Source organism: Sphingomonas sp., assembly GCF_036402235.1.
Classification (GTDB): Bacteria; Pseudomonadota; Alphaproteobacteria; order Sphingomonadales; family Sphingomonadaceae; genus Sphingomonas.
Genome location: NZ_DASWTG010000070.1, coordinates 60,401 through 83,519, shown reverse-complemented (window position 1 = coordinate 83,519; position 23,119 = coordinate 60,401). Strand labels below are relative to the sequence as shown.

20 protein-coding genes are annotated in these 23,119 nt (G+C 68.5%); 13 read left to right on the top strand and 7 right to left on the bottom strand.

Annotation, left to right across the window (positions count from 1 at the left end; translation table 11 throughout):
• Window positions 1–39: 39 nt before the first annotated feature.
• Window positions 40–1,029, bottom strand: a complete 990-nt coding sequence (locus VGD28_RS15065) for an LLM class flavin-dependent oxidoreductase (protein WP_331029169.1) — start codon at window positions 1,027–1,029, stop codon at window positions 40–42.
• Between the two features lie 282 nt (window positions 1,030–1,311).
• Between VGD28_RS15065 and VGD28_RS15060 the strand changes: the two genes are divergently transcribed.
• Entirely contained in the window at window positions 1,312–1,977 is a 666-nt protein-coding gene (locus VGD28_RS15060; RefSeq protein WP_331029168.1) for a pyrimidine 5'-nucleotidase, read from the top strand.
• Entirely contained in the window at window positions 1,974–2,792 is an 819-nt protein-coding gene (gene dapD, locus VGD28_RS15055; RefSeq protein ID WP_331029167.1) for a 2,3,4,5-tetrahydropyridine-2,6-dicarboxylate N-succinyltransferase, read from the top strand. Before VGD28_RS15060 ends, dapD begins: the two co-directional genes overlap by 4 nt.
• Window positions 2,793–2,798: 6 nt before the next feature.
• On the opposite strand, the gene VGD28_RS15050 is transcribed toward dapD, so the two are convergent.
• A complete protein-coding gene (locus VGD28_RS15050; RefSeq protein WP_331029166.1) occupies window positions 2,799–3,164 on the bottom strand; it encodes a helix-turn-helix domain-containing protein in 366 nt (121 codons plus the stop codon).
• A 130-nt stretch (window positions 3,165–3,294) separates the two neighbouring features.
• Between VGD28_RS15050 and VGD28_RS15045 the strand changes: the two genes are divergently transcribed.
• From VGD28_RS15045 to VGD28_RS15030, 4 genes are all read left to right on the top strand, one after another.
• A complete protein-coding gene (locus tag VGD28_RS15045) occupies window positions 3,295–4,284 on the top strand; it encodes a zinc-dependent alcohol dehydrogenase family protein (RefSeq protein ID WP_331029165.1) in 990 nt (329 codons plus the stop codon).
• Between the two features lie 123 nt (window positions 4,285–4,407).
• Window positions 4,408–5,739 (top strand): amidohydrolase family protein, encoded by a 1,332-nt coding sequence (locus tag VGD28_RS15040; RefSeq protein WP_331029164.1) that lies wholly within the window; start codon window positions 4,408–4,410, stop codon window positions 5,737–5,739.
• A gap of 77 nt (window positions 5,740–5,816) precedes the next feature.
• Entirely contained in the window at window positions 5,817–6,581 is a 765-nt protein-coding gene (locus tag VGD28_RS15035; RefSeq protein ID WP_331029163.1) for a tryptophan 2,3-dioxygenase, read from the top strand.
• A 157-nt stretch (window positions 6,582–6,738) separates the two neighbouring features.
• A complete protein-coding gene (locus VGD28_RS15030; protein WP_331029162.1) occupies window positions 6,739–7,881 on the top strand; it encodes an aminotransferase class V-fold PLP-dependent enzyme in 1,143 nt (380 codons plus the stop codon).
• A gap of 134 nt (window positions 7,882–8,015) precedes the next feature.
• On the opposite strand, the gene VGD28_RS15025 is transcribed toward VGD28_RS15030, so the two are convergent.
• On the bottom strand, window positions 8,016–8,444 hold the full coding sequence (locus VGD28_RS15025; RefSeq protein WP_331029161.1) for a CoA-binding protein: 429 nt from the start codon (window positions 8,442–8,444) through the stop codon (window positions 8,016–8,018).
• A gap of 1 nt (window position 8,445) precedes the next feature.
• Window positions 8,446–9,408, bottom strand: a complete 963-nt coding sequence (locus tag VGD28_RS15020; RefSeq protein ID WP_331029160.1) for an Mrp/NBP35 family ATP-binding protein — start codon at window positions 9,406–9,408, stop codon at window positions 8,446–8,448.
• A 71-nt stretch (window positions 9,409–9,479) separates the two neighbouring features.
• Here VGD28_RS15020 and VGD28_RS15015 point away from each other — a divergent pair, with 71 nt between their 5' ends.
• The 4 genes from VGD28_RS15015 (at window position 9,480) to VGD28_RS15000 (ending at window position 15,166) form a co-directional block, all read left to right on the top strand.
• On the top strand, window positions 9,480–10,664 hold the full coding sequence (locus VGD28_RS15015; RefSeq protein ID WP_331029159.1) for a protease modulator HflK: 1,185 nt from the start codon (window positions 9,480–9,482) through the stop codon (window positions 10,662–10,664).
• Complete coding sequence (locus tag VGD28_RS15010; RefSeq protein ID WP_331029158.1) at window positions 10,661–11,524, top strand: protease modulator HflC; 864 nt, start codon at window positions 10,661–10,663, stop codon at window positions 11,522–11,524. The genes VGD28_RS15015 and VGD28_RS15010 overlap by 4 nt, the downstream gene beginning before the upstream one ends.
• Window positions 11,525–11,917: 393 nt before the next feature.
• Window positions 11,918–13,438 carry a Do family serine endopeptidase gene (locus VGD28_RS15005; RefSeq protein WP_331029157.1) on the top strand — a complete coding sequence of 507 codons (1,521 nt, stop codon included), beginning with the start codon at window positions 11,918–11,920 and terminating at the stop codon, window positions 13,436–13,438.
• 63 nt (window positions 13,439–13,501) lie between these two features.
• Entirely contained in the window at window positions 13,502–15,166 is a 1,665-nt protein-coding gene (locus tag VGD28_RS15000) for a helicase HerA-like domain-containing protein (RefSeq protein WP_331029156.1), read from the top strand.
• 355 nt (window positions 15,167–15,521) lie between these two features.
• Here the strand turns inward: VGD28_RS15000 and VGD28_RS14995 are convergent, their stop codons facing one another.
• The 3 genes from VGD28_RS14995 to queF form a co-directional block, all read right to left on the bottom strand.
• On the bottom strand, window positions 15,522–16,802 hold the full coding sequence (locus VGD28_RS14995) for a glycoside hydrolase family 130 protein (protein WP_331029155.1): 1,281 nt from the start codon (window positions 16,800–16,802) through the stop codon (window positions 15,522–15,524).
• A 40-nt stretch (window positions 16,803–16,842) separates the two neighbouring features.
• A complete protein-coding gene (locus VGD28_RS14990) occupies window positions 16,843–19,122 on the bottom strand; it encodes a glycosyltransferase family 4 protein (protein WP_331029154.1) in 2,280 nt (759 codons plus the stop codon).
• A gap of 142 nt (window positions 19,123–19,264) precedes the next feature.
• Window positions 19,265–19,711, bottom strand: a complete 447-nt coding sequence (gene queF, locus VGD28_RS14985) for a preQ(1) synthase (RefSeq protein WP_331029173.1) — start codon at window positions 19,709–19,711, stop codon at window positions 19,265–19,267.
• 71 nt (window positions 19,712–19,782) lie between these two features.
• Here queF and VGD28_RS14980 point away from each other — a divergent pair, with 71 nt between their 5' ends.
• The 3 genes from VGD28_RS14980 to VGD28_RS14970 are packed head-to-tail and all read left to right on the top strand — an operon-like array spanning window position 19,783 to window position 23,116.
• Window positions 19,783–20,619 (top strand): sulfurtransferase, encoded by an 837-nt coding sequence (locus VGD28_RS14980; protein ID WP_331029153.1) that lies wholly within the window; start codon window positions 19,783–19,785, stop codon window positions 20,617–20,619.
• Entirely contained in the window at window positions 20,616–21,794 is a 1,179-nt protein-coding gene (gene metC, locus VGD28_RS14975) for a cystathionine beta-lyase (RefSeq protein ID WP_331029152.1), read from the top strand. The genes VGD28_RS14980 and metC overlap by 4 nt, the downstream gene beginning before the upstream one ends.
• Window positions 21,791–23,116: a mechanosensitive ion channel family protein gene (locus tag VGD28_RS14970; RefSeq protein WP_331029151.1), complete on the top strand. Its 1,326-nt coding sequence runs from the start codon at window positions 21,791–21,793 to the stop codon at window positions 23,114–23,116. The genes metC and VGD28_RS14970 overlap by 4 nt, the downstream gene beginning before the upstream one ends.
• The last annotated feature ends 3 nt before the right edge of the window (window positions 23,117–23,119 follow it).

Genomic DNA, 23,119 nt, shown 5'->3' with positions numbered 1-23,119 from the left:
GGCGCCACCTCCCCCTGGCGGGGGAGGGTTAAACCCGATTCAAAGCCCCCGCATCGCCGCCGCGGCGATCGACAGGCTCCGCTTGCGCGCGCCGTGATCGTAGATCGAGCTGACTAGCATCACCTCGTCCACGCCCGTCCGCGCGATGAACTGCGCCAGCCCCTCGCGCACCGTCGCCGGCCCGCCGATCGCGGTGCACGACAGGACATGGTCGAGCATCGCTCGGGCCTGCCCAGGGATCGTGTCGAGATAGCCCGGCACCGGCGGCGGCAGCTTGATCCCGGTCCCGGTGGTGCGCAGCGCGACGAACGCCTGCTGCATCGATGTGGCGAGCAGCTCCGCCTCCTCGTCGGTCTCCGCCGCGAACACGTTGAACCCCGCCATCGCATGCGGCTTGTCGAGCACCGAAGAGGGCCGGAAGTGCCGGCGATAGACGTCGAGCGCCTCGTCCAGCGACCCCGGTGCGAAGTGCGACGCGAAGGCATAGGGCAGCCCCAGCGCCGCGGCGAGCTGCGCGCCGTACAGGCTCGATCCCAGGATCCACAATTCGGGCCGCGCCCCGCCGCCGGGCACGGCGTGGATGCCGGTCTGCCCGTCATCGGCGAAATAGCTCTGCAACTCGACCACATCCTGCGGAAAGGCGTCCGAGCTGGTCTCGAGGTTGCGCCGCAGCGCGCGCGCCACCCGCTGGTCGCTCCCCGGCGCACGGCCGAGGCCGAGGTCGATCCGCCCCGGAAGCAGCGCGTCGAGCGTGCCGAACTGCTCGGCGATCACCAACGGCGCATGGTTGGGCAGCATGATCCCGCCCGCCCCCACCCGGATAGTCTGCGTCGCCGCACCGACATGTGCGATCACCACCGCGGTAGCGGCGCTCGCGATCCCGGGCATGCCATGATGCTCGGCGACCCAGTAGCGGCTGAACCCCTCGGCCTCGGCATGTTTCGCGAGGTCAGCCGCGTTCGCGAAGGACTGGCGGGCGCTCCCGCCCTCGAGGATCGGGACGAGATCGAGCAGGGAATAGGCTGTCATGGCGCGGGAGATGGGAAGCGAGCTGCGCCGCCGCTAGCCAAGGATGGCTTGCCTAGAGCCAATCAATTCCTCCCTTGCTTGCAGGGGAGGGGGACCAGCCACAGGCTGGTGGAGGGGCGGCCGCGCAGACGGCCGTGAACAGCTCGGCAAAATTCCGCCCTCTGCGGGGCGGCCCCTCCGTCATCGCTTCGCGATGCCACCTCCCCTGAAGGGGAGGAATGATCGACGGCAACGAATCCTATCCTTCCCTCCCTCGCCCCTCTCCCCTAAACGCGCCGCACGATGCGCGCCGAACTCGCCCATATCGACGCCTGGCTGTTCGATCTCGACAACACGCTCTACCCCAAGAGCGCGGACCTGTTCGCGCGCATCGACGAACGCATCGGCGCCTATGTCGCGCGCCTGCTCGAGCTCGACCCCGTCGAAGCACGGCGCGTACAGAAGGGCTGGTTCATCTCGCACGGCACCACGCTCGCCGGCCTCATGGCCGAGCATGGCGTCGACCCGCACGAATATCTCGCCGACGTCCATGATATCGAGATGGACGTGCTCGAGCATGACGCCCCGCTCGCCGCCGCCATCGCCAAGCTGCCCGGCCGCAAGATCGTCTTCACCAACGCCGACGAACCCTATGCCCGCAAGGTGCTCGGCCGCCTCGGCCTTGCCGAGAGCTTCGAGGCGATCCACGACGTCCACGCCAGCAACTATGCCCCCAAGCCGCACCCCGACGCCTATCGCAGCGTGTGCGAGGCTTGGCGGATCGACCCGAAGACCGCCGCCTTCGTCGAGGACATGGCGCGCAACCTCGCCCCGGCCAAGGCGATCGGCATGACCACCATCTGGGTCGACAACGGCTCGGAGCAGGCGCCCGATGCCGACCGCAGCTATATCGACTATACCACTCACGACATCCGCCACTGGCTGGAAACCATATTGGAGCACGCATGACCGACCTCGCCGCCACGATCGACGCCGCCTGGGAAGACCGCGCGAACGTCTCGCTCGCCACCACCGGCGCGGTGCGCGAGGCGGTGACCGAGGCGCTCAACCTGCTCGACAGCGGTGAAGCCCGCGTCGCCGAGCCCGTGGCTGACGGCTGGCAGGTCAACCAGTGGCTGAAGAAGGCCGTGCTGCTCTCCTTCCGCCTCAACGACAATGACGTGATCGGCACGCAGAACGGCGACTGGGGCTTCGACAAGGTCCCGCTCAAGACCGCGGGCTGGGACGAAGCCCGCTTCCGCGCCGCCGGCTTCCGCCAGGTGCCGGGCAGCGTCGTGCGCCACGGCGCCTACATCGCGAAGAATGTCGTGCTGATGCCGAGCTTCGTGAACATCGGCGCCTATGTCGGTGAGGGCACGATGGTCGATGGCTGGGCGACGGTCGGCAGCTGCGCGCAGATCGGCAGGAACGTCCATCTCTCGGGCGGCGTCGGCATCGGCGGCGTGCTCGAGCCGCTTCAGGCCGATCCAGTGATCATCGGCGACGGCGCCTTCATCGGCGCGCGCGCGGAAGTGGCCGAGGGCGTGCGCGTCGGCGAGGGCGCAGTGCTCTCGATGGGCGTCTATCTTGGCGCCTCGACCAAGATCGTCGACCGCGCGACCGGCGAAGTCCATCGCGGCGTCGTCCCGCCCTATTCGGTGGTCGTCCCCGGCACGCTCCCCGGCAAGGACGGCGGTCCCGGCCTCTATTGCGCGGTAATCGTCAAGACAGTGGACGCTCAGACCCGCAGCAAGACCGGCATCAACGAGCTGCTGCGCGACTGATCGCGTTCAGGCTGCAAGATGGTCGGCGCGCGCCGTCAGGTCGCGCCGGCTCAGCCACGCATGGCCCCAATCGCGTAGCCCGAGCAGCACCGGCTCCAGCGCGCGCCCCTCCGCGGTGATCGAATAATCCACCCGCGGCGGCACCACCGCATAGACGGTCCGCTCGACCAGCCCGTCCTCCTCCAGCTCGCGCAGCTGCTTGATCAGCATGCGCTGCGAGCATCCGTTGAGCTCGCGCCTGAGCGCGTTGAACCGCAACGTGCCGCGCAGCAGGTGATAGAGGATCATTCCCTTCCATTTGCCGCTGATCAGGTTGAGCGCGGCATAGAGGGTGCAGCCCGGCACCTGATCGTAATCGCGCAGCTTCTGCATGTCCGTCCCCGGTTACATCCGGGGCACTATGTGAATCCGATTACCGTATTTTCAATTGCGGCCCCGCCCACATCTCCCCCGCTCCCGCCGTGCCGATCCCCGGCGCGGCGCTTCATCAAGGGAGTGAAACATGGCGAAACAGGTTCGATTCGATCGCACCGGCGGTCCCGAAGTGCTGCGCATCGTCGAGGTCGAGGTGCCGGAACCGGCGGCCGGCGAAGTCCGCATCGCGGTCAAGGCGATCGGCCTCAACCGCGCCGAGAGCATGTACCGCTCGGGCAGCTACATCATCGACCCCGTCTTTCCCGCCCGGCTCGGCTCGGAAGCGGCGGGCGTGATCGAAGCGGTCGGCCCGGGCGTCACCGGTCTCGCGCCCGGCGATCGCGTCGCGGTGATCCCGGCGTTCAGCTATCACGACTACGGCATGTACGGCGATGTCGTCCTCGCCCCGGCACGCGCCGTCGCGAAGCTGCCCGAGGGCCTCGGCTGGACCGACGCCGCGGCGGTATGGATGGCCTATGGCACCGCCTGGGGCGCGCTGATCGACACTGCGGGCCTGCGCGAAGGCGAGACCGTGCTGATTCCCGCCGCATCGAGCAGCGTCGGCCTCGCCGCGATCCAGGTCGCGAACGCCATCGGCGCCACGCCGGTCGCGCTCACCCGCACCACCGCCAAGGCCGGTCTGCTGCACGAGGCAGGCGCCACGCATGTCATTGTCACCGGCGAAGCGGACCTCGCCGCCGAAGTCCGCCGCATTACCGGCGGTGCGGGCGCGCGCGTCGTGTTCGATCCGGTCGGCGGCCCCGCCTTCGCTCAGCTCGCCGCGGTCACCGCCGAGCGCGGCATGCTGATCGTCTACGGGGCGCTCGATGGCCGCGCGACTCCGCTCCCGGTCGGCGACGTGCTCGGCCGCAGCCTCACCGTGCGCGGCTATCTGATCTACGAAGCGACGCACGACGACGCGAAGCTCGCCGCGGCCAGGGCCTTCGTGCTCGACGGCCTCGCCAGCGGCACGTTGCGCCCGCGCATCGACCGCGTCTTTCCCTTCGACGCGATCGCCGATGCGCACCGCCATCTCGAGGGCAATGCGCAGGTCGGCAAGATCGTGGTGACGGTCTGACGCACGGCGGTGGAATTGCGCGCTGGCATCACCGCGCAATTCCGCTGTCGCCTCCGCCTTGCGCTGGGCTAGGCAGTGCCCATGCGATCCCTTTGCCTGCCCGCCTGGCGCCACGTCCTCCTGATGCTGTCCCTGACGTTCGCGCTCGCCCTGCCCGCTGCCGCCCAGCCCGCCAGCCGCATCGCCTTCGTCAACGCCAACCTGGTCCCGATGGACCGCGAGCGCGTGCTGCGCGGACAGACCGTGCTGGTCGAGAACGGCCGCATCGCCGCGATCGGCCCGCGCATCGCCATCCCCGCAGATGCGCGCCGCATCGATGCGCGGAACATGTGGCTCAGCCCCGGCCTCGCCGATCTCCACACCCATGTCCAGACGCGCGACGATCTCGCCATCTACCTGTCCTATGGCGTCACCGCGGTCCTCCACATGGGCGAGGCGTCGAACGCCTTCGCGAACCGCACCCGCATCGCCGCGAACACCGCCGCGATCCCCGCCCCGCACATCTACACCGCGCTCGCGGTCGACGGCTCGCCACGCTACGGCCATCTCCTCGTCACCACGGCCGAGGAAGCGCGCGCCGCGGTGCTGCTCGCCCGCGCCAACGGCTATGCCTTCATCAAGGTCTACAACAACCTCTCGCCCGAGGCCTTCGCCGCGCTCGCCGCCGCGGGCCGCGAGCTCGGCATCCCGCTCATCGGCCACACCGTCAACGCGATGGGCGGGCTCGAGCGCCAGCTCGCCGCCGGCCAGATCCTCGTCGCGCATGCCGAGGAGTTCATCTACGGCCACTTCTTCGCGCCCGATGTCGATTCCGGCGAGCGCGTCCCGCCCGACAGCTCGATCCCCGGCGCGATCGCGATGGTGAAGCGCCACAACGCCTTCGTCGCCGCGGATCTCATCACCTATGGCGTGATCGCCGAGCAGCGCGGCAGGCCCGAGATGGCCGGCACCTATCTCGCGCGGCCCGAAACACGGCTGCTCTCGCCGCGTTACCGTCTCGAATGGCCGCTTTCGGGCTATGACCGCGCCGGGGGCAGCCTGATGCCGCGCGCCGCATTCCTCAGCCGCCTCGCCAAGGCCTTCGCCGACGCAGAGGTGCCGCTGGTCGCGGGCACCGACGCGCCGACCATCCCCGGCCTGTTCATCGGCGATTCGCTCCATCGCAACCTCGCCCTGCTCGAAGCCGCGGGCCTGACCCGCTATCAGGCGCTCGCCACCGCCACGCGCAACGCCGGCGCGTTCATCGCCCGCGCCCGGCCTGGCGAGCCGGCCTTCGGCACCATCACCCCCGGCGCCCGCGCCGATCTCGTCCTCACCCGCGCCAACCCGCTCGAGGATCTCGCTACGCTGCGCGCCCCGCTCGGGGTGATGGCGCACGGCATCTGGCGCGACCGCGCCGCGCTCGATGCGCTGCTCGCCCCTATCGCCGATCGCTACGCCGCCGCGACGCGCTGACGGCGCTTCCCTCGACGCAGATGCCTCACTAGGAACCGTTGCATGCGATACCATCCCCCTTCACCGCGGGCCCGGGCATGAGCGACGACATGACCTATGGGCGCTACCTCGCGCTCGACCAGCTCCTCACCGCCCAGCATCCGATCTCGGACGAGCATGACGAGCTGCTGTTCATCGTCATCCACCAGACCAAGGAATTGTGGCTCAAGCAGGCCATCGCCGAGCTCGAGGCGGCGATCGATCTGGTGCGCGGCGACAGACTGGTCGAGGCCTATAAGGGCCTCGCCCGCATCAGCCGGATCCAGGCGGTGATGACCCTGTCGTGGGACGTGCTCACCACCATGACGCCGAGCGACTATAGCGCGTTCCGCAGCGTGCTCGGCTCCTCCAGCGGCTTCCAGTCGGACCAGTTCCGCGCGGTCGAGACCTTGCTCGGCCTGCGCGGCGGCGGCGTGCCCGGCCCGCTCACCACCGCCTTCGCCATCCGGCCCAGCCTGTGGGACGAGGCCAATGCCGCGCTCGCCCGCGCCGGGCTCGACCTGCCCGAAGCCGCGCTCGCCCGCGACTGGCCCAGACCCTATCAGCCCAGCCCCGAGGTCGAGGCCGCCTGGGCGCAGGTCTATCGTGACCCGCACCGCTGGTGGGAGCTCTACCAGCTCGCCGAGAAGCTGGTCGATATCGACGACGCGCTCGCCACCTGGCGGCACAAGCACGTGCTCACCGTCAGCCGCGTGATCGGCATGAAGCCGGGCACCGGCGGCACCCCGGGCGTGCCTTATCTGCAATCGACGCTGGCCAAGCGCGCCTTCCCGGAGCTGTGGAGCCTGCGGACGCTGCTGTAAGTGCCGGAAAGCCGTCCTTCGCCGTCCCCATTTACCTTCGTCATCCCCGCGAAGGCGGGGATCCATTGAGGCTGATGTCGAGGCTCCATCCGATCGGTCAACAAGAATGGATTCTCGCCTTCGCGGGAATGACGGATAGAGATGCGAGACCATGGTCATGACCAGCTACAAGCACCTCTTCCAGCGCGCCCTCGCCGCCGCGCCCGACCGGCTCCATTTCGCCGCGCACAGCCATCACCTCTGGCCCGATGCCTCGTGGCTCGGCCAGCAGGCGGCCTGGGAAGACGCCGCGCGCCTCGCCGACCATAAATGGGGCCGGGTGATGGGCGATATCCTCCCCGCTGCGCAGAGCGAGGTCGCCGCCGAGCTGCGCCTGCCCGATCCATCGAGCATCGTCTTCGCGGGCAACACGCACGATCTGCTGCTCCGCATCGTCTCCGCCCGCGCCGAGCGCCCCGTCCGCATCCTCACCAGCGACGGCGAATTCCACAGCTTCCGCCGCCAGTCCCAACGCTGGCTCGAATCGGGCCGCGTCAGCCTCGACATCGTCCCCAATGGCGAGGGCTTCGCCGATCGCTTCCTCGCCGCCGCGCGCACCGGCGCGCACGACCTTATCTTCGTCAGTCAGGTGATGTTCGAGACCGGCGCGGTGTTCTTGGCCCTCACCGATCTCGCCGCGCTCGCCCGCCCCGACGGACCGTGGGTGGTGATCGACGGCTATCACGGCTTCATGGCCATCGAGAACGACCTGTCAACGGTCGCCGATCGCATCTTCTACGTCGCCGGGGGCTATAAATATGCGATGGCGGGCGAAGGCGCCGCCTTCCTCCACTGCCCGCCCGGCTTCGGCCCGCGGCCCGAGATCACCGGCTGGTATGCCGAGTTCGCCGATCTGGAGAAGGCACCGGGCAAGATCGGCTATTCCGCCGATGCGATGCGCTTCATGGGCTCGACCTTCGATCCGTCCGGCCTCTACCGCTTCGTCGCCGTGCGCGACATGCTCGCAGCCGAGGGCATCACCACCGCCACGGTCAACGCGCATATCGCGCCGCTCCGCGACCAGCTGCTGGCGGGTCTCGCCGCGACGCCGCTCGCCGAGGTGCAATTGCTCAATCCCGGCGGCGATCCCCGCGCCCGCTTCCTCGCCCTGCGCTCACCGAATGCCTCAGCATGGAAGACTGCGTTGGAGGCACAGGACATCGTCACCGACGTGCGCGGCGACGTGCTCCGCATCGGCTTCGGCCTCTACCACGACGAACGCGACGTGCGCCGCCTGCTCGCGGCCTTGGGCAACCTTTGATCAATCCTCCCCCGCCAGGGGGAGGTGACTGGCATAGCCTGTCGGAGGGGGCGGACGGCGACCAACCAGCGGCAGGAGTCCTCCCCTCCGTCGCCTTCGGCGCCACCTCCCCCTGACGGGGGAGGATCAGGATCTTAGTCAACCCTCGCCACACCCAGCCGCGGGATCTCGATCGCCGGGCAGCGGTCCATCACCACCTTGAGCCCCGCCGCCTCGGCGCGCTCGGCGGCTTCGTGGTTGACGATCTGGAGCTGCATCCACACCGCCTTCGCGCCCGCCGCGATCGCCTCGTCCACCGCCTCGCCCGCGGCCAGCGGGCGGCGAAAGATGTCGACGATGTCGATCGGCTCCCCGATATCGGCCAGCGCGCCGAACACATATTCGCCATGGACATGCTCGCCCACGATCTGCGGGTTGACCGGGATCACCCGGTATCCGCGCCCCTGCAGGAACTGCATCACGCCATAGCTCGGCCGGTCGGGCCGGTCGGAGGCGCCGACCATCGCGATCGTCCGCGCGCTTGTCAGCAGCGCCTTGATATCCTCGTCGCGGGTCAGCGGCATCTCATCCTCCGTGGGCGGTGATCCAGTCATGCACTTGGGCCGCTATCGCAGTGAACGCCGCCGCCTCAGGCCCGTTCCCCGCGGCGGGCGGCGTGCCCGCATCCGATGCGGTGCGGATCGCGATGTCGAGCGGGATGCGCCCGAGGAAGGGCACCCCCAGCGCCGCCGCCGCCGCCTCCGCCCCACCCTGCCCGAACGGATCGGAGAGCTCGCCGCAATGCGGGCAGGCATAGCCCGCCATGTTCTCGATCAGGCCGATCACCGGCACCCCCGCCTTGGCGAACAGGTCGATCGCGCGCGTCGCGTCGATCAGCGCCAGGTCCTGCGGGGTCGAGACGATCACCGCCCCCGCCGGCCGGTGCTTCTGGATCATCGTCAGCTGCACATCCCCGGTTCCGGGCGGAAGGTCGATCACCAGCGTCTCCGCCGCGCCCCAATTGGCGTCGACCAGCTGCCCCAGCGCGCCCGCGGTCATCGGCCCGCGCCATGCGATCGCCTGCCCCTCGGCGACCAGCCCGCCCATCGACAGCAGCGGCACGCCATAGGGGGTCGCGAGCGGCACCAGCTTCTTGTCGTGCGCCTCGGGCTTGCGGCCCTCGATCCCCATGATCTTGGGCTGCGAGGGGCCATAGATATCGGCATCGACCAGCCCCGTGCGCCGCCCCAGCCGGGCGAGGCCGATCGCGAGATTCGCCGACACGGTCGACTTGCCTACCCCGCCCTTGCCGCTCGCCACCGCGATCAGCTTGCGGCTCACGCGCTGCGCGGTCCGCGCGATCCGCACCTCGTCGATCCCCGGCAGCGCCGCCGCGGCGCGGATATCGGCCTCCAGCGCATCCTGCGCGGCTTCGGGCAGGCCGGTCACGTCGAGGATGATGCTCGCCCGCGCGCCCTCCACCCGCACGGTCGCGCGCCCTGCGGCGACGGGGGCAAGAACGGCTTCGAGCGCTGCTTTCTCGGTCATGCCGGCGCAGATAGGACAGGTTTCGTTTCCTGCCACTGTAAATCCGCGGATCGCCCCCTATAAAGACAGTCATGGCGAAACTGAGCGGTTGGATCGCGCGCGCCCCGGGACTGTGGGGCGTGCTGTCGAATGAGAGCAAAGGGCCCCAGAGTCCGTGGGGCGGCGGCAAGGGCGGCAATGACGGCGGCGACGCCGGCAAGGGCGGCGGAAGCGGCGGCGGCGATGATGCCGGCGGCCCGCGCAATCCCTGGGCCTTCCCGCCCGAAGGCAAGCGCGGCGGGCGCGGCAGCGTCACCAGCCTCGACGATTTCCTGAAGCGCGCCCGCCGGGGCGGCGGCGGTGGCGGCCGCGGCGGCCCGGGCTTCCCCGGCGGCATGCCGGGCAAGCCGGTGATCGTCGGCGGCATCGCCATCCTGTTCCTGCTGTGGATCGCCTTCACCAGCTTCCACGTGATCGCGCCCGAGCAGCGCGGCGTCGTCGCCTTCTTCGGCAAATATTCCTCGACGCTCGAGCCGGGCGTGCGCTTCACCCTGCCCGCGCCGATCGCCAGCGTGAAGAAGCTCGACGTGCAGGCCATCCGCACCGAGAATTTCCCGCAGACCAGCGGCGAGAATCTGATGCTGACCCAGGATCAGAACATCGTCGACCTCGCTTATTCGGTGCGCTGGGATATCGTGAACCCGGAGGATTACGTCTTCCAGATCGCCAATCCCGAGCAGACCGTGCGCGCCACCGCGGAAAGCGCGATGCGCGCGGCGGTCGCCGGCGTCACGCTCAACGACGCGATCGGCCCCGGCCGCACCGTGATCGAGGCGCGCGTGCAGCAGGCGACCCAGGCGATCCTCGACGAATATAACAGCGGCATCCGCATCCAGGGCGTCTCGATCCGCAACGCCTCGGCGCCGGGCGCGGTGGACGAGGCGTTCAAGCAGGTCACCGCCTCGCAGCAGGCGGCCGAAGGCGACCGCAACCAGGCGCGCGCCTATGCGCAACAGGTCGTCGCGGTGGCGCAGGGTCAGGCGGCGCAGTTCGACAAGATCTACGAGCAGTACAAGCTGGCCCCCGAAGTCACCCGCCGCCGCCTTTACTATGAAACGATGGAGGCCGTGCTGGCCAAGTCCAACAAGACGATCGTCGAGACCAACGGCGTGACCCCCTATCTCCCGCTCCCCGCCGCGCGCGGCGGAAGCACGCAGCCGTCGGTTCAGCAGGGGCAACAGGCCCAGCAAGGCCAGCAGCAGGGAGGCGCCCAGTGAGCGGCATCCTCAACCGCCCCGTCCTGTTCGGCGGCATCGCGCTCGCCATCCTGTTCCTGCTGCTCAACACGGTCTCGATCGTGCCGGAGACCAAGCAGGCGGTGATCCTCCAGCTCGAGCAGCCGGTCCGCACGATCAACCAGTATCAGCCGGGCGAGCAGTTCGGCCGCACCACCGGCGCGGGCTTGATCGCGAAGGTGCCGTTCATCCAGCGCATCGTCTGGGTGGACAAGCGCGTGCTCGACATCGAGCTCGAGAACCAGCCGGTGCTCTCCACCGATCAGCTGCGGCTCGAGGTCGATGCCTTCGCGCGCTTCCGGGTCGTCGATCCGCTGCGCATGGTGGTGACCGCGGGGACCGAGACCCGCGTCGCCGACCAGCTCGAGCCGCTGTTCGGCTCGGCCCTTCGCGCCGAGCTCGGCAAGCGCCCCTTCGCCTCGCTGCTCAGCCCCGAGCGGACCGCGGTGATGGACAATATCCAGGCCGGCCTGCAGCGCTATGCCAGCCAATATGGCGTGCAGATCGTCGACGTGCGCATCAAGCATGCCGACCTGCCCAACGGCAGCCCGCTCGAATCCGCGCTTCAGCGGATGCGCACCGCGCGCGAGCAGGAAGCGACGACGATCCGCGCCAACGGGCAGAAGGACGCGCAGATCATCCGCGCCGAAGCCGACGCCCGCGCCGCGGAGATCTATGCGGCCAGCTTCAACAAGGACCCGCAATTCTACGATTTCTGGCGCGCGATGCAGTCGTACCGCACCACCTTCATCGGCGATCCGCGACAGAAGCAGGGCGAGACCTCGATCATCCTGTCGCCCGACAACGACTATCTGCGCGAGTTCCGCGGGCGGGGGCGCTGAACTTGTCCGAACGCTCGGTGGCGCGTTCAATCCTGATCCTCCCCCGCCAGGGAGTGCGAGGTTGGATTGCCCCCGGCAATCCAAGGTCGTGCCGGGGGCACGACCGACCTCGCACTGTGTCAGCGCAGCTGACGGAGGGGGCGGATCCCAGACCATTGGCGGCTCGCGTCCTCCCCCTCCGTCACGCTTCGCGCGCCACCTCCCCAGGCGGGGGAGGATAGGACCGGGGTCTCGCATAGAGATACAATCCGCGAACCGATCACGGACCCCCACGCCTTTCGGTTCGTTCATATTCAATCGCCGTTCAGCTATCCTAGGCGAGTAATCCACATGACTGACCTCCAGCCCGGCAAAGGCCCGATGACCCCAAGCAAAATCAAAGGAACCTCCCCCGTGCGCTACGCATATGCGATCACCTCCGCGCTGCTGATCGGCGGCGCGAGTGCGGCACTGGTGCTCCAGAACCCCGCCGGAGCGCAGACCGCGCAGAATGAACCCGGCACGATCAGCGCCTCGGCACCCCGCGCGGGCGCACCGATGAGCTTCGCCGACATGGTGTCCAAGCTCCAGCCCGCGGTGGTCAACATCTCGACCACGCAGCGCGTGACGCTGCAGACCAACAACCCCTTCCAGGGCACGCCGTTCGGCGACCTGTTCGGCCCCCCGCAGGGTAGCCGCCCGGTGACTCGCCCGGCCGAATCACTCGGCTCGGGCTTCCTCATCTCGGCCGACGGCTACATCGTCACCAACAACCATGTGATCTCGGCCGGCAGCCGCACCGCGGTGGTCGAATCGATCAAGGTGACGCTCGCCGACCGCCGCGAGTTCACCGCGAAGCTGATCGGTCGCGATCCCATCTCCGATCTCGCGGTGCTGAAGATTCAGGGTTCGAACCTTCCGTTCGTTCGGCTCGGCGATTCCGAACGTGCCCGCGTCGGCGACTGGGTGGTCGCAATCGGCAGCCCTTACGGTCTCGGCGGCTCGGTCACGGCCGGCATCATCTCGGCGATGCATCGCGTGACCGGCCAGGGCGGCGCGTTCGACCGCTTCATTCAGACCGACGCCTCGATCAACCGCGGCAATTCGGGTGGCCCGCTGTTCGATCTCAACGGTAATGTGATCGGCATCAACTCGCAGATCCTGTCGCCGACCGGTGGGAATGTCGGCATCGGCCTCGCCATTCCCTCGACCGAGGCGCGCCCGATCCTCGACCGCCTGATGAAGGGCGAATCGATCCAGCGCGGCTATCTCGGCGTGCAGATCCAGCAGTGGACCGACGATCTCATCAAGCAGTTCGGCGTGAAGAAGGGCCAGGGCGAACTGATCGCCTCGGTCGTGCCGGGCGGCGCCGCCGCCAAGGCCGGCATCCGCCAGGGCGACGTGATTACCAAGGTCGACGGCAAGGACGTGACCCCCGATCAGACCCTGTCCTTCCTCTCGGCCAACCTTCGCCCGGGCGTCGCCGTGCCCGTCGAGCTGGTTCGCGACGGCAAGACCATGAGCGTCCGTCTCACTCCCGAGACGCGCCCCTCGGAGGAGGAGCTGGCTGGCTTCGATCCCGATGCCGATGGCAACGCGCCGGATGGCGGGGACCAGGGCCAGGCTCAGACGGGCGCAGCCTCGGTCGGCATCAGCGTCACCGCCCTCACTGCCCAGATCGCGCGCAGCATCGGCGTGGATCCTTCGACCAAGGGTGTCGTCGTGCTCGGCGTCGATCCGGCGAGCGACGCGGCGGCGAAGCAGATCGCCCGCGGCCTCGTCATCACCTCGGTCAATCGCACGCCGGTGACGACCCCGGCGGAGTTCAACAGCGCGATCGCCCGTGCGCGGGCCGCCAAGGCCGAACAGGTGCTGCTCTACGTCATGCGCCGCGGCGGCCAGGGTGGCTATTTCGCGGTCGATCTGGCCAACTGATTTTCGGCTGACCTGAGCTCCGTTTCCCCGTTATGCTGCGCCTCCGAACAAGAGGAACGCAGCATGACGGGTGAGACGGAGCTTTTCATCGGGGCCGGTGCGGGGGGCGGACAGCGCCAGACTCTCGTGCTCAAGCGCGCCAACCGCCACGGGCTGATCGCCGGCGCGACCGGCACCGGCAAGACGGTGACGCTGCAGGGACTCGCCGAGAGCTTCAGCCGCGCCGGCGTTCCGGTCTTCGCCGCCGATGTGAAGGGCGACCTCTCCGGCCTCGGCATGGCCGGCTCCGCCACCGCCAAGGCGCACGAGGCGTTCGCCGCCCGCGCCGCCGAGATCGGCGACGCCGAGTGGAAATACGCCCCCGCCCCGGTCCAGTTCTGGGATCTGTTCGGCGAGCAGGGCCATCCCGTCCGCACCACTGTCTCGGAAATGGGTCCGCTGCTGCTCGCGCGCCTCATGGGCCTCAACGACACGCAGGAGGGCGTGCTCGCCATCGCCTTCCAGGTCGCCGACGACGACGGCCTGCTCCTGCTCGACCTCGACGATCTCCAGTCGATGCTGGTCCATTGCGCCGAGCGCGCCGACGAGCTCACCGCCAAATACGGCAACGTCGCCAAGACCAGCGTCGGCGCGATCCAGCGCCAGCTGCTCCAGCTGCGCAGCGAGGGCGGCGCGCATTTCTTCGGCGAGCCCGCGCTCGACATCAACGACTTCATCAAGCTCGACGACAACGGCCATGGCGTGGTCAACATCCTCGCCGCCGACAAGCTCATGGCCTCGCCGCGGCTCTATGCCACTTTCCTGCTGTGGCTGCTGTCGGAGCTGTTCGAGACCCTCCCGGAGGTCGGCGACCCCGACAAGCCCAAGCTCGTCTTCTTCTTCGACGAGGCGCATCTCTTGTTCGAGGAGGCGCCCAAGGCGCTGCTCGACAAGGTCGAGCAGGTCGTCCGCCTGATCCGCTCCAAGGGCGTCGGCGTCTATTTCGTCACGCAGAACCCGATCGACATCCCCGAGGACGTCGCCGGCCAGCTCGGCAACCGCGTCCAGCACGCACTGCGCGCCTTCACCCCGCGCGAGCAGAAGGCGATCAAGTCGGCCGCCGAAACCTTCCGCGCCAACCCAGGCGTGAATGTCGAGACCGCGATCACCGAGCTCAAGGTCGGCGAGGCTTTGGTCTCGCTGCTCATGGCCGACGGCGCGCCCTCCCCGGTCGAGCGCACGCTGATCAAGCCGCCCTGCTCGCGCGTCGGCCCGGTCACGCCCGAGGAGCGCAAGGTGCTGATCGACACCGATATCGTCGGCAGCAAATACGATACCCTGGTCGACCGCGAATCGGCCGAGGAGCTGCTCGCCGCCAAGGGCGCCGAAGCCGCAGCAGCAGCAGCCGAGGCCAAGGCCGCGACCGACGCCGAAAAGGCCGCAGCCGCGCAGGCCAAGGAGGATGCCCGCCTCGCCAAGGAGGCCGAGCGCCAGCGGCTCGCCGCGCAACGCGAGGCCGACCGTCAGGCCCGGCTCGAAGCACAGGCGCAGCGCGCGGCCGAACGGGAGGCGGCGAACAATCCGTGGAACCGCGCGATCAAATCCGCCACCCAGTCCGCCTCCTCGGCCGCCGGCCGCGCCGTCGCGGGTGAGGTGTCGAAGGCGATCTTCGGCAAGAAGACCGGTGCGGGCGCCGGCATCGTCGGCGGCATCGTCCGCGGCATCCTGGGCGGCCTGTTCAAGGGATAGGCGGACTGCCCCCTGCTAGAATCCTCCCCCGCAAGGGGGAGGTGTCAGCCGCAGGCTGACGGAGGGCGAGGACGCGAGCCGCCGATGTTCTGGCATCCGCCCCTCCGTCACCGGACGCGATAATCGCGCCCCGCCACCTCTCTGGGTTCCGCGTCCCTCTCCGGGACATTTCTCACCGCAGCGCGGAACATCCAAAGAGCGCAAAACCAAACATCGTCCACGACATGTTCTCCATTGGCCTCGCGCCACCCCACGCCTTCCGCCACCTGCTCCCCCGCAAAACCCCCCATTTCCGCGACTCTCGCGGGCGTTTCACGTGAAACCTATCTGGTTATAAGCAAGGCGATAAAGGAACCTACATCACCGCCAGCAGCGACTTGATCGAAACGAAAGCGAACGCGACCGAGCTGTCCGCCACGCCATAGGGGATGAAGATCTTGTCCCCATGGCGCACCGCGCCGCACGAATAGACGACATTGGGAACATAGCCCTCGCGGTCCTGGTCCGCCGCGGCGAGGATCGGTTCCCGGGTGCGCCCGATCACCTTCGACGGATCGTGCTTGTCGAGCAGCGCCGCGCCGATCGAATATTTGCGCATCGCACCCACGCCATGGGTCAGCATCAGCCAGCCCTGGTCGAGCTCGATCGGCGGGCCGCAATTGCCCATCTGCACCAGCTCCCACGGGAACTTCGGCTTGATCAGCTTCACGCCCTCGTCCCAATGCGTGAGCGTGTCGGATTCGATCAGGAAGATGTTCTCGCCGTCCTGCCGGCCGATCATCATGTACTTGCCGCCCACCTTGCGCGGGAACAGCCCCATTCCCTTGTTGCGCGCGGCGCTGCCGGTCATCGGCACCAGGTCGAACTCGCGCCAGTCGCGCGTGCGCAGCATCTCCGACTGGATCACCGATCCGTTATAGGCGGTGTAGGTGCCGAGCCACTCATGGCTGCCGTCGTCATGCCTGAACCGCACCAGCCGCATGTCCTCGAGCCCGTTCGACTGCGCCTTGGTGATCGGGAACAGCAACGTGCCCGACAGGGTGGAGTCGCGGTGGCGATAGACCGTCACCGGCCCCTCGGGCGCCTCCAGCTCGTCGCCGATCGCATCCGCCGCGGTCGCGAAGGGCGGCTCGGGCGCCAGCGTCAGCTCATTCTGGCTGGTGATGATCCCCTCGCGGAACGCGACCGAGGAGATGTGCCCTTCCCCCACCGCGCGCAGGCTCATCAGGATGCGCAAGCTGCCCTTGGGCATGCCCGACTGGTCGTAATGCGGCACCGCGCTGGGGTTCATCAGCGCGGCGGCGGCATAGCTGTACTCATGGCAGAAATAGGCGCCGATCAGCTGACGCTTCTCGTCCCCGATGGTGCTGCCGTCGAGCCCGAGTTGCACCTCGATCTCGTCATAGCGCGTCATGAACACGCGCCGCGTCTGCCAGTGGCGCGCCTCGAAATCCTTGAGCACCACCTCCAGCTGCGCGCGCGCCTCGGCGGGAGACATGTCGAGCACCGCCTGCACCAGCCGTTCGGTGCGGCTCGGTGCGCCGTTCGCCGCGGCCCAGGCGATGTGGAAGGGGCGCACCACCACGCGCGATGGATCTGCGCGAAGGCGTAGCGGGTGTTGGAACAGGTCGAGCATTCAGCCCCCGGGAACACGAACCTGCCGTCAAAGACCAGCCTTATGCGACGGCTCGTTGCGGTCCTGCCACGATTTCCGCGCGCTTTGAAAGAGCCGAAATCGCGCAGCTCGCCAGCTGGAGAGCCAGAATCGATTCGGCGCCCTGGTTGCGGTTGACCCCGCCCGGCGTCAGCCCGTCGAAACAGCCGCCGTCACGTGCGGTTGCCAGCGGCAGGCCCAGATCATTCTGCCCCAGATACCAGCGATAGGCGCGGACGGCCGCATCGGCCCAGCGCTGCGCGCCGGTCGCCTCCCATGCGGCGAGGCACGCGTCGATCGTCGCCTGCGCCTCCAGCGGCTGCTGGTCGAACGGCAGCGGGTCGGCATAGGGCCGGCCGAAGCTGTCGGTGCCGATCGCACGGAACCCGCCATCCGGCGCGGTCTGCCGCGCGTCGATCCAGTCGAGCGTCTTGAGCCCGCACGCGATCAGGTCGCGGCGGCCCATCGCGGTGCCTGCGCGGATCAGCGCTTCGGGCAGGCGCGCATTGTCATAGGCGAGCACGATCTCGAACCATTCCCATTCCGGCCGCCGCGATTCGGCGAGCAGCGCCATCAGCTCGCCGCCGAACCGGTCGAGCATGCGGCGCGACAGGATGTGCCCGGGATATGCCTCCGCCATCGCCGCGGCGCCCAGCATCGCGAAGGCCAGCGCGCGCGGGCTGCCGAAGTCGAAGCTCATCGCCGCGGTCTCGTCGAACAGCATGCGCGCCCAGTCGCGATACTTGGCGTCGCGCGCCTCCGATGCGGTGACGCCCAGCGCCCATAGCGTGCGCCCGTTCGAATCCTCCGATCCCGCTTCCTCGCACCAGTTGCGGTCGAACGTCATGAAGTTGCGGAAGCGCTGCCTGTCCGGATTCCACGCATATTGGACGAAGGCGGCGTAGATGCTGGTCCAGCGGTCCCGCACCGATTCGTCGAGCGGGTCGATGCGGTGCATCAGGATCAGCGCGCGGGCATTGTCGTCGATGCAATAGCCGTGGCGCCGGTCCGGCACCGACAGGATCGAATGCTGGAACATGCCCGTGGCGTCACTCATCCGCTCCACCGCCCGGAAATCCGGCTTCAGCGGCTCGAAGGCGGGCGTAGGAGCGACCGCCGCGATCCGCTTGGGCCGGGCGAGCCGCGCGGCGGCGATCTGCTCCATCGCCGCTTCCGCGAGCCGGGGCCAGATCATCGTCCGCCCGCGTGCATAGGCGCGCTGCGCGAGCGCTTCGCGGCGGCTGTCGTCCTCCAGCAATCCCGTGATCGCCCGCGCGAAGCCGGCGCTGTCGCCTGCGGTCACCAGGACGCCATGATCCTCGGCAAGGATCTCGGTCGCATGGACATAGGGAGTCGAGATCACCGGCTTGCCCACCGCGACCGCGTAGGACAGCGTGCCGGAGGTGATCTGCGCAGGATTGAGATAGGGCGTGACGTAGAGGTCTGCCGCCTGAAGATAGTCGAGCAGTTCCTCCTGCTCGACGAAGCCGTCGATGAAGGCGACGTTGCGCTCGACACCCAGCTCGGCGGCAAGCGCCTGGAGCCGCTCGCGATAGGATTCGCCTTCGCGCTCGGCGAGATTGGGGTGCGTCGCCCCCAGCACGACATAGAGCGCATCGGGGTGGCGCGCGACGACCACGGGCATCGCCGCGATCACCGTCTCGATGCCCTTGTTCGGCGCGAGCAGGCCAAAGGTCAGGATCACCTGACGCCCCTCCCAGCCGAAGCGCGGCTTGAACGCGGCGGGGTCGGCGAACGGGCGGTCCGGCACGCCGTGCGGGATCATCGCCAGCTTGCGCACATCGACGCCATGCACGCGGCGCAGGATCTCGCATCCCTTGTCGGCCATCACGATGACGCGGGCGGCGCGGCGCAGCAGCGCGTCCATCACCCGGCGCTGGTCGTCGTTCGGATTCTCCAGCACGGTGTGGAGCGTGACGATGACGGGCAGCGTCGTCCGCTCGAGCAGCGTGATCAGATGCTCGCCCGCAGCGCCGCCGAAGATGCCGTACTCATGCTGCACCCAGATCGCCTGCGCGCCCGAATCCTCGATCTTGCCCGCTGCATCGAGATAGGCCGAGCGCTCGTGCTGGGCAATCGATCCGGTGACTTCGGGGGGATAGGCGTAGCGGCCGGGGTGATCATCCATCGCCCACACATCGACCCGCGTGTCGGGGAAGCGTGCCTTGAGCGCGGCATAGGTGTGGGTCGTATAGGTGGCGATGCCGCATTTGCGTGGAAGGAAGTTCCCGATCAGCGCGATGTGATCGATCCGAGTCGGCAGGTCCGTGGGTGGCGCCATCCCAAAAAATCCCTTCGCTTGAATAGCATGGATCAGGCGGCAGCGCCGCCGTTCTTCTCCTCAACGTCGAGATTTCAATATGGTTGCAGCGTTGTTGCAATGCAACATTGAGAGTCAGCGATGAAGCGCGTTAATCAGGCGTTCAGCCGCGCCCGCGGTAGCCCGGAACGTCCTGCGCGGGGATCCATACGCTTTCCGGCGGCGCGCCCGATTGCCAGAACACGTCGATCGGAATGCCGCCGCGCGGATACCAGTAGCCGCCGATGCGAAGCCATTTGGGCTTCATCTCGTCGAACAGCCGCTGGCCGATGCCGACGGTGCAATCCTCGTGGAATGCGCCGTGGTTGCGGAAGCTGCCGAGGAACAGCTTCAGCGACTTGGATTCGACGATCGTGTCGCCCGGCACATAGTCGATCACGAGGTGCGCGAAATCGGGCGCCCCGGTGATCGGGCAGAGCGAGGTGAATTCGGGCGCGGCGAAGCGCACCAGATAGTCGGTGCCCGCGCGCGGGTTGGGGACGTAATCGAGCACCGCCTCTTCGGGGGAGGCCGGAAGCGCGCTCTGCTGGCCGAGATGCTTGGGGTTCATGCGCGCCATTTAGGGCTTCTGATCCCATCTGGAAACTCGACGCGGCAAGAATGGCGGATTACCAAGGGGAAATGGACGCTCTGGTCACCACGCAATGGCTCGCAGACGAGCTCTCCGCCCCCGATCTCCGCATTCTCGACGCCACCTGGTTCCTTCCCGCGGACGAGCGCGATGCAGCCGCCGAGTTCGCGGCCGGGCACATTCCCGGCGCGGTGCATTTCGACATCAGCGCCATCGCCGATCACGCGAGCCCGCTGCCCACCATGCTGCCCTCGGCGGAGCAGTTCGCGGCGCAGGTCGGCGCGCTCGGCGTCGGGGACGGCGACCGCATCGTGCTCTACGACAATTCGCCGCATCACACCTCCGCCCGCGCCTGGTGGATGTTTCGCAGCTTCGGCATCGCCACCGCGCTGCTCGACGGCGGCCTCGTCAAATGGAAGGCGGAGGGGCGCACGCTCGAGCGCGGGGCCGCCAGCCCGGTGCCGCGGACGCTGACGGCAAGGTTCGACCCCGCCGGGGTGCGCACGCTCGATCAGGTCCGCGCGAATCTCGACAGCCGCGCCGAGCAGCTGGTCGACGCACGCTCGACCGCGCGCTTCAACGGCAGCGAGCCCGATCCGCGCCCGAGCGTGGCGTCCGGTCATATCCCGGGCAGCGCGAGCATCCCGCAACGGGACTTCTTCAATCCCGACAACAGCTGGAAGCACCCGGCGAGCCTGCGGCTGCTGTTCGAGGACGAGGGGATCGAGATTGAGCGGCCGGTCGTCACCACCTGCGGCTCGGGCGTCACCGCAGCCGTGCCCGCCTTCGCGCTCCACCTGCTCGGCCACCCTGCGGCGCTCTACGACGGGAGCTGGACTGAATGGGGCGCCGATCCCTCCACCCCCAAGGCGACGGGCGCAGCATGAGCAAGGGCGACGGGACGAAGGTCGTCGGTGCCGGGCGGCGGAAGGAGTGGACGCAGGGCATCGTCAACCCGCCGGTGTGGCGCGCCTCCACCATCCTCTATGACAATGTCGCCGAGCTGCGCGCCAATGCCGGGCGCGACACGCATCACCGGCTGTTCTACGGCCGCCGCGGCACGCCGACGCAGTGGAGCCTCGCCGAGGCGCTGACCGAGCTCGAGCCGGGTGCCGCCGCGACCTTCCTCTACCCCTCGGGCGTCGCCGCGGTCTCCGCCGCCCTGCTCTCGGTGCTCTCGCCGGGCGACGAGCTATTGCTCGCCGACAGCGTCTACGATCCGACGCGCAGCTTCGCGACCGGCTTCCTGAAGCGCTTCGGCGTCACCACCCGCTTCTACGATCCGATGATCGGCGGCGGCATCGCCGGGCTGATCACCGACAAGACCCGCGCGATCTTCCTCGAGACGCCCGGCAGCCTCACCTTCGAGGTGCAGGACGTGCCCGCGATCGTCGCCGCGGCGAAGGCGCGCGGCGTGGTCACGCTGCTCGACAACACCTGGGCAACGCCCTTGCTGTTCCCGGCGATCGAGAAGGGCATCGACCTTTCGATCCTCGCCTGCACCAAATATGTCGTCGGCCATTCGGACGTGATGCTGGGCAGCGTCACCGCGACCGACGAATACTGGCACCAGCTCCGCGCCACCAGCTTCCAGCTCGGCCAGACCGCAAGCCCCGACGATGCCTGGCTCGGCGCGCGCGGCCTTCGCACCATGGCCGTCCGCCTCAAGCATCACGGCGAGGCGGCGCTGGAGATCGCGCGCTGGCTCGAGACCCGGCCCGAGGTCGCCCGGGTGCTTCACCCGGCTCTCCCCTCCTGCCCCGGCCATGAATTCTTCCTGCGCGACTTCAAGGGCGCATCGGGCCTGTTCACCTTCATCCTGCGCGGCGGCAGCGAGACGGCGCGCGCCGCGCTGATCGACGGGCTGGAGCATTTCGGCATCGGCTATAGCTGGGGCGGGTTCGAGAGCCTCGCCATTCCCGTCGATCCCGATCGCATCCGCACCGCGGTGCCGTGGGAGGCCGAGGGGCTGGCGGTGCGGCTCCAGATCGGGCTCGAGGATACCGCCGATCTGATCGCCGATCTCGCCGCCGGGCTCGACCGGTTCCGGGCGGCGCAATGACTCCCCTGATCCCGCCCGCGCTGGCCAACTGGCTCACCGCGAACGGGGTGCATCTCCCGACCAATGCCGAGCTGATCGAAGGTGCGGTCGCCGGCAGCCTCGCCATTCTCGCGCTCGCGGCGGGCTGGCTCAGCGGAAAGCGGCTTGGGCCGGTGCTCGCGCGGCTGTGGGAGCAGCGCGTCGGTTCGCATGCCGAGGGGCTGGCGCATCGCATGCACACGATCGTACGCCATGGCGCTGCGGCGCTGTTGCTCGCGATCCTCGCCAATGCCGCGCCCTGGGGCGGGTTCGCCGCGCTGCTGCTTGGCATCGCCCTGGGGGCGGCAACAGCAATGTTCACGCTCGTCTTTCTGCGCGGGCTGCATACGCCGCGCTGGGTGGCATGGCTAACCGCGGGAATCGTCTTCATCGCGATCCTCAGCCATGCGATCGGCGGGTTCAACGTCATCACCGACACGCTCGACCGGATCGGCATCAGCATCGGCCGCCGCCGCCTCTCGCTGCTCGCGCTGGTCACGGTCCTCGTCACCGCAGTCGCGCTCTATGCCGGCGCGCGCCTCGCCAACCGCATCATCGGCCATTCGATCGGGCAGGCGCGCGGGTTCGACCCCACCCAGAAGCTGCTGTTCCAGAAGATCGCGAGCATCGTCGTGGTGGTCATCGCCTTCTTCTTCGGCATCGATTTGCTGGGGATCGACCTCACCAGCTTCGCGGTGTTCTCGGGCGCATTCGGTCTCGCGATCGGCTTTGGCCTGCAGAAAACGATCGGCAACCTGATCGCCGGAATCATCCTGCTGATGGACCGTTCGATCAAGCCGGGCGATGTGATCGTCGTCGGCGACAGCTTCGGCTGGGTCAACAAGATCGGCGTGCGCGCGGTCAGCGTGATCACCCGCGACGGCAAGGAGCATCTGATCCCCAACGAGAATCTGATGACGCAGGAGGTGGAGAACTGGTCCTTCTCCGACCGCAACGTGCGCGTCCGCATTCCCGTCGGCGTCGGCTACGAGACCGACCTCAAGCTCGCCCAGCAGCTGATGCTGCAGGCCGCGGTAGAAAGCCCGCGCGTGCTGACCAGCCCCAAGCCCAATGTCTGGCTGACCAGCTTCGGCGACTATGCCGTCGAGCACGAGATCCTCGCCTGGATCAGCGATCCCGAGGGGGGCGTGGGCAATGTGAAGTCGGACGTGCTCAACCGGCTATGGGATCTGTTCAAGGCCAACGGCATCGAGATCCCGGTTCCGCGGCGCGAGATCATGGTGAAGAGCTGGCCGGGGGACGGTGCGCCGGTGGTTCAACTCGCGCCCGGCACACCTAAATAGGTC

Coding starts and splice junctions, on each gene's coding strand:
- VGD28_RS15030 (WP_331029162.1), top strand. CDS start 6,739: ATGACCAGCTACAAGCACCTCTTCCAGCGCGCCCTCGCCGCCGCGCCC.
- VGD28_RS15000 (WP_331029156.1), top strand. CDS start 13,502: ATGACGGGTGAGACGGAGCTTTTCATCGGGGCCGGTGCGGGGGGCGGA.
- VGD28_RS15045 (WP_331029165.1), top strand. CDS start 3,295: ATGGCGAAACAGGTTCGATTCGATCGCACCGGCGGTCCCGAAGTGCTG.
- VGD28_RS15025 (WP_331029161.1), bottom strand. CDS start 8,444: ATGCCGCTGACCCGCGACGAGGATATCAAGGCGCTGCTGACAAGCGCG.
- dapD (WP_331029167.1), top strand. CDS start 1,974: ATGACCGACCTCGCCGCCACGATCGACGCCGCCTGGGAAGACCGCGCG.
- VGD28_RS14980 (WP_331029153.1), top strand. CDS start 19,783: ATGGACGCTCTGGTCACCACGCAATGGCTCGCAGACGAGCTCTCCGCC.
- VGD28_RS15035 (WP_331029163.1), top strand. CDS start 5,817: ATGAGCGACGACATGACCTATGGGCGCTACCTCGCGCTCGACCAGCTC.
- VGD28_RS14970 (WP_331029151.1), top strand. CDS start 21,791: ATGACTCCCCTGATCCCGCCCGCGCTGGCCAACTGGCTCACCGCGAAC.
- VGD28_RS14990 (WP_331029154.1), bottom strand. CDS start 19,122: ATGGCGCCACCCACGGACCTGCCGACTCGGATCGATCACATCGCGCTG.
- queF (WP_331029173.1), bottom strand. CDS start 19,711: ATGAACCCCAAGCATCTCGGCCAGCAGAGCGCGCTTCCGGCCTCCCCC.
- VGD28_RS15060 (WP_331029168.1), top strand. CDS start 1,312: ATGCGCGCCGAACTCGCCCATATCGACGCCTGGCTGTTCGATCTCGAC.
- VGD28_RS15040 (WP_331029164.1), top strand. CDS start 4,408: ATGCTGTCCCTGACGTTCGCGCTCGCCCTGCCCGCTGCCGCCCAGCCC.
- VGD28_RS15020 (WP_331029160.1), bottom strand. CDS start 9,408: ATGACCGAGAAAGCAGCGCTCGAAGCCGTTCTTGCCCCCGTCGCCGCA.
- metC (WP_331029152.1), top strand. CDS start 20,616: ATGAGCAAGGGCGACGGGACGAAGGTCGTCGGTGCCGGGCGGCGGAAG.
- VGD28_RS14995 (WP_331029155.1), bottom strand. CDS start 16,802: ATGCTCGACCTGTTCCAACACCCGCTACGCCTTCGCGCAGATCCATCG.
- VGD28_RS15015 (WP_331029159.1), top strand. CDS start 9,480: ATGGCGAAACTGAGCGGTTGGATCGCGCGCGCCCCGGGACTGTGGGGC.
- VGD28_RS15050 (WP_331029166.1), bottom strand. CDS start 3,164: ATGCAGAAGCTGCGCGATTACGATCAGGTGCCGGGCTGCACCCTCTAT.
- VGD28_RS15065 (WP_331029169.1), bottom strand. CDS start 1,029: ATGACAGCCTATTCCCTGCTCGATCTCGTCCCGATCCTCGAGGGCGGG.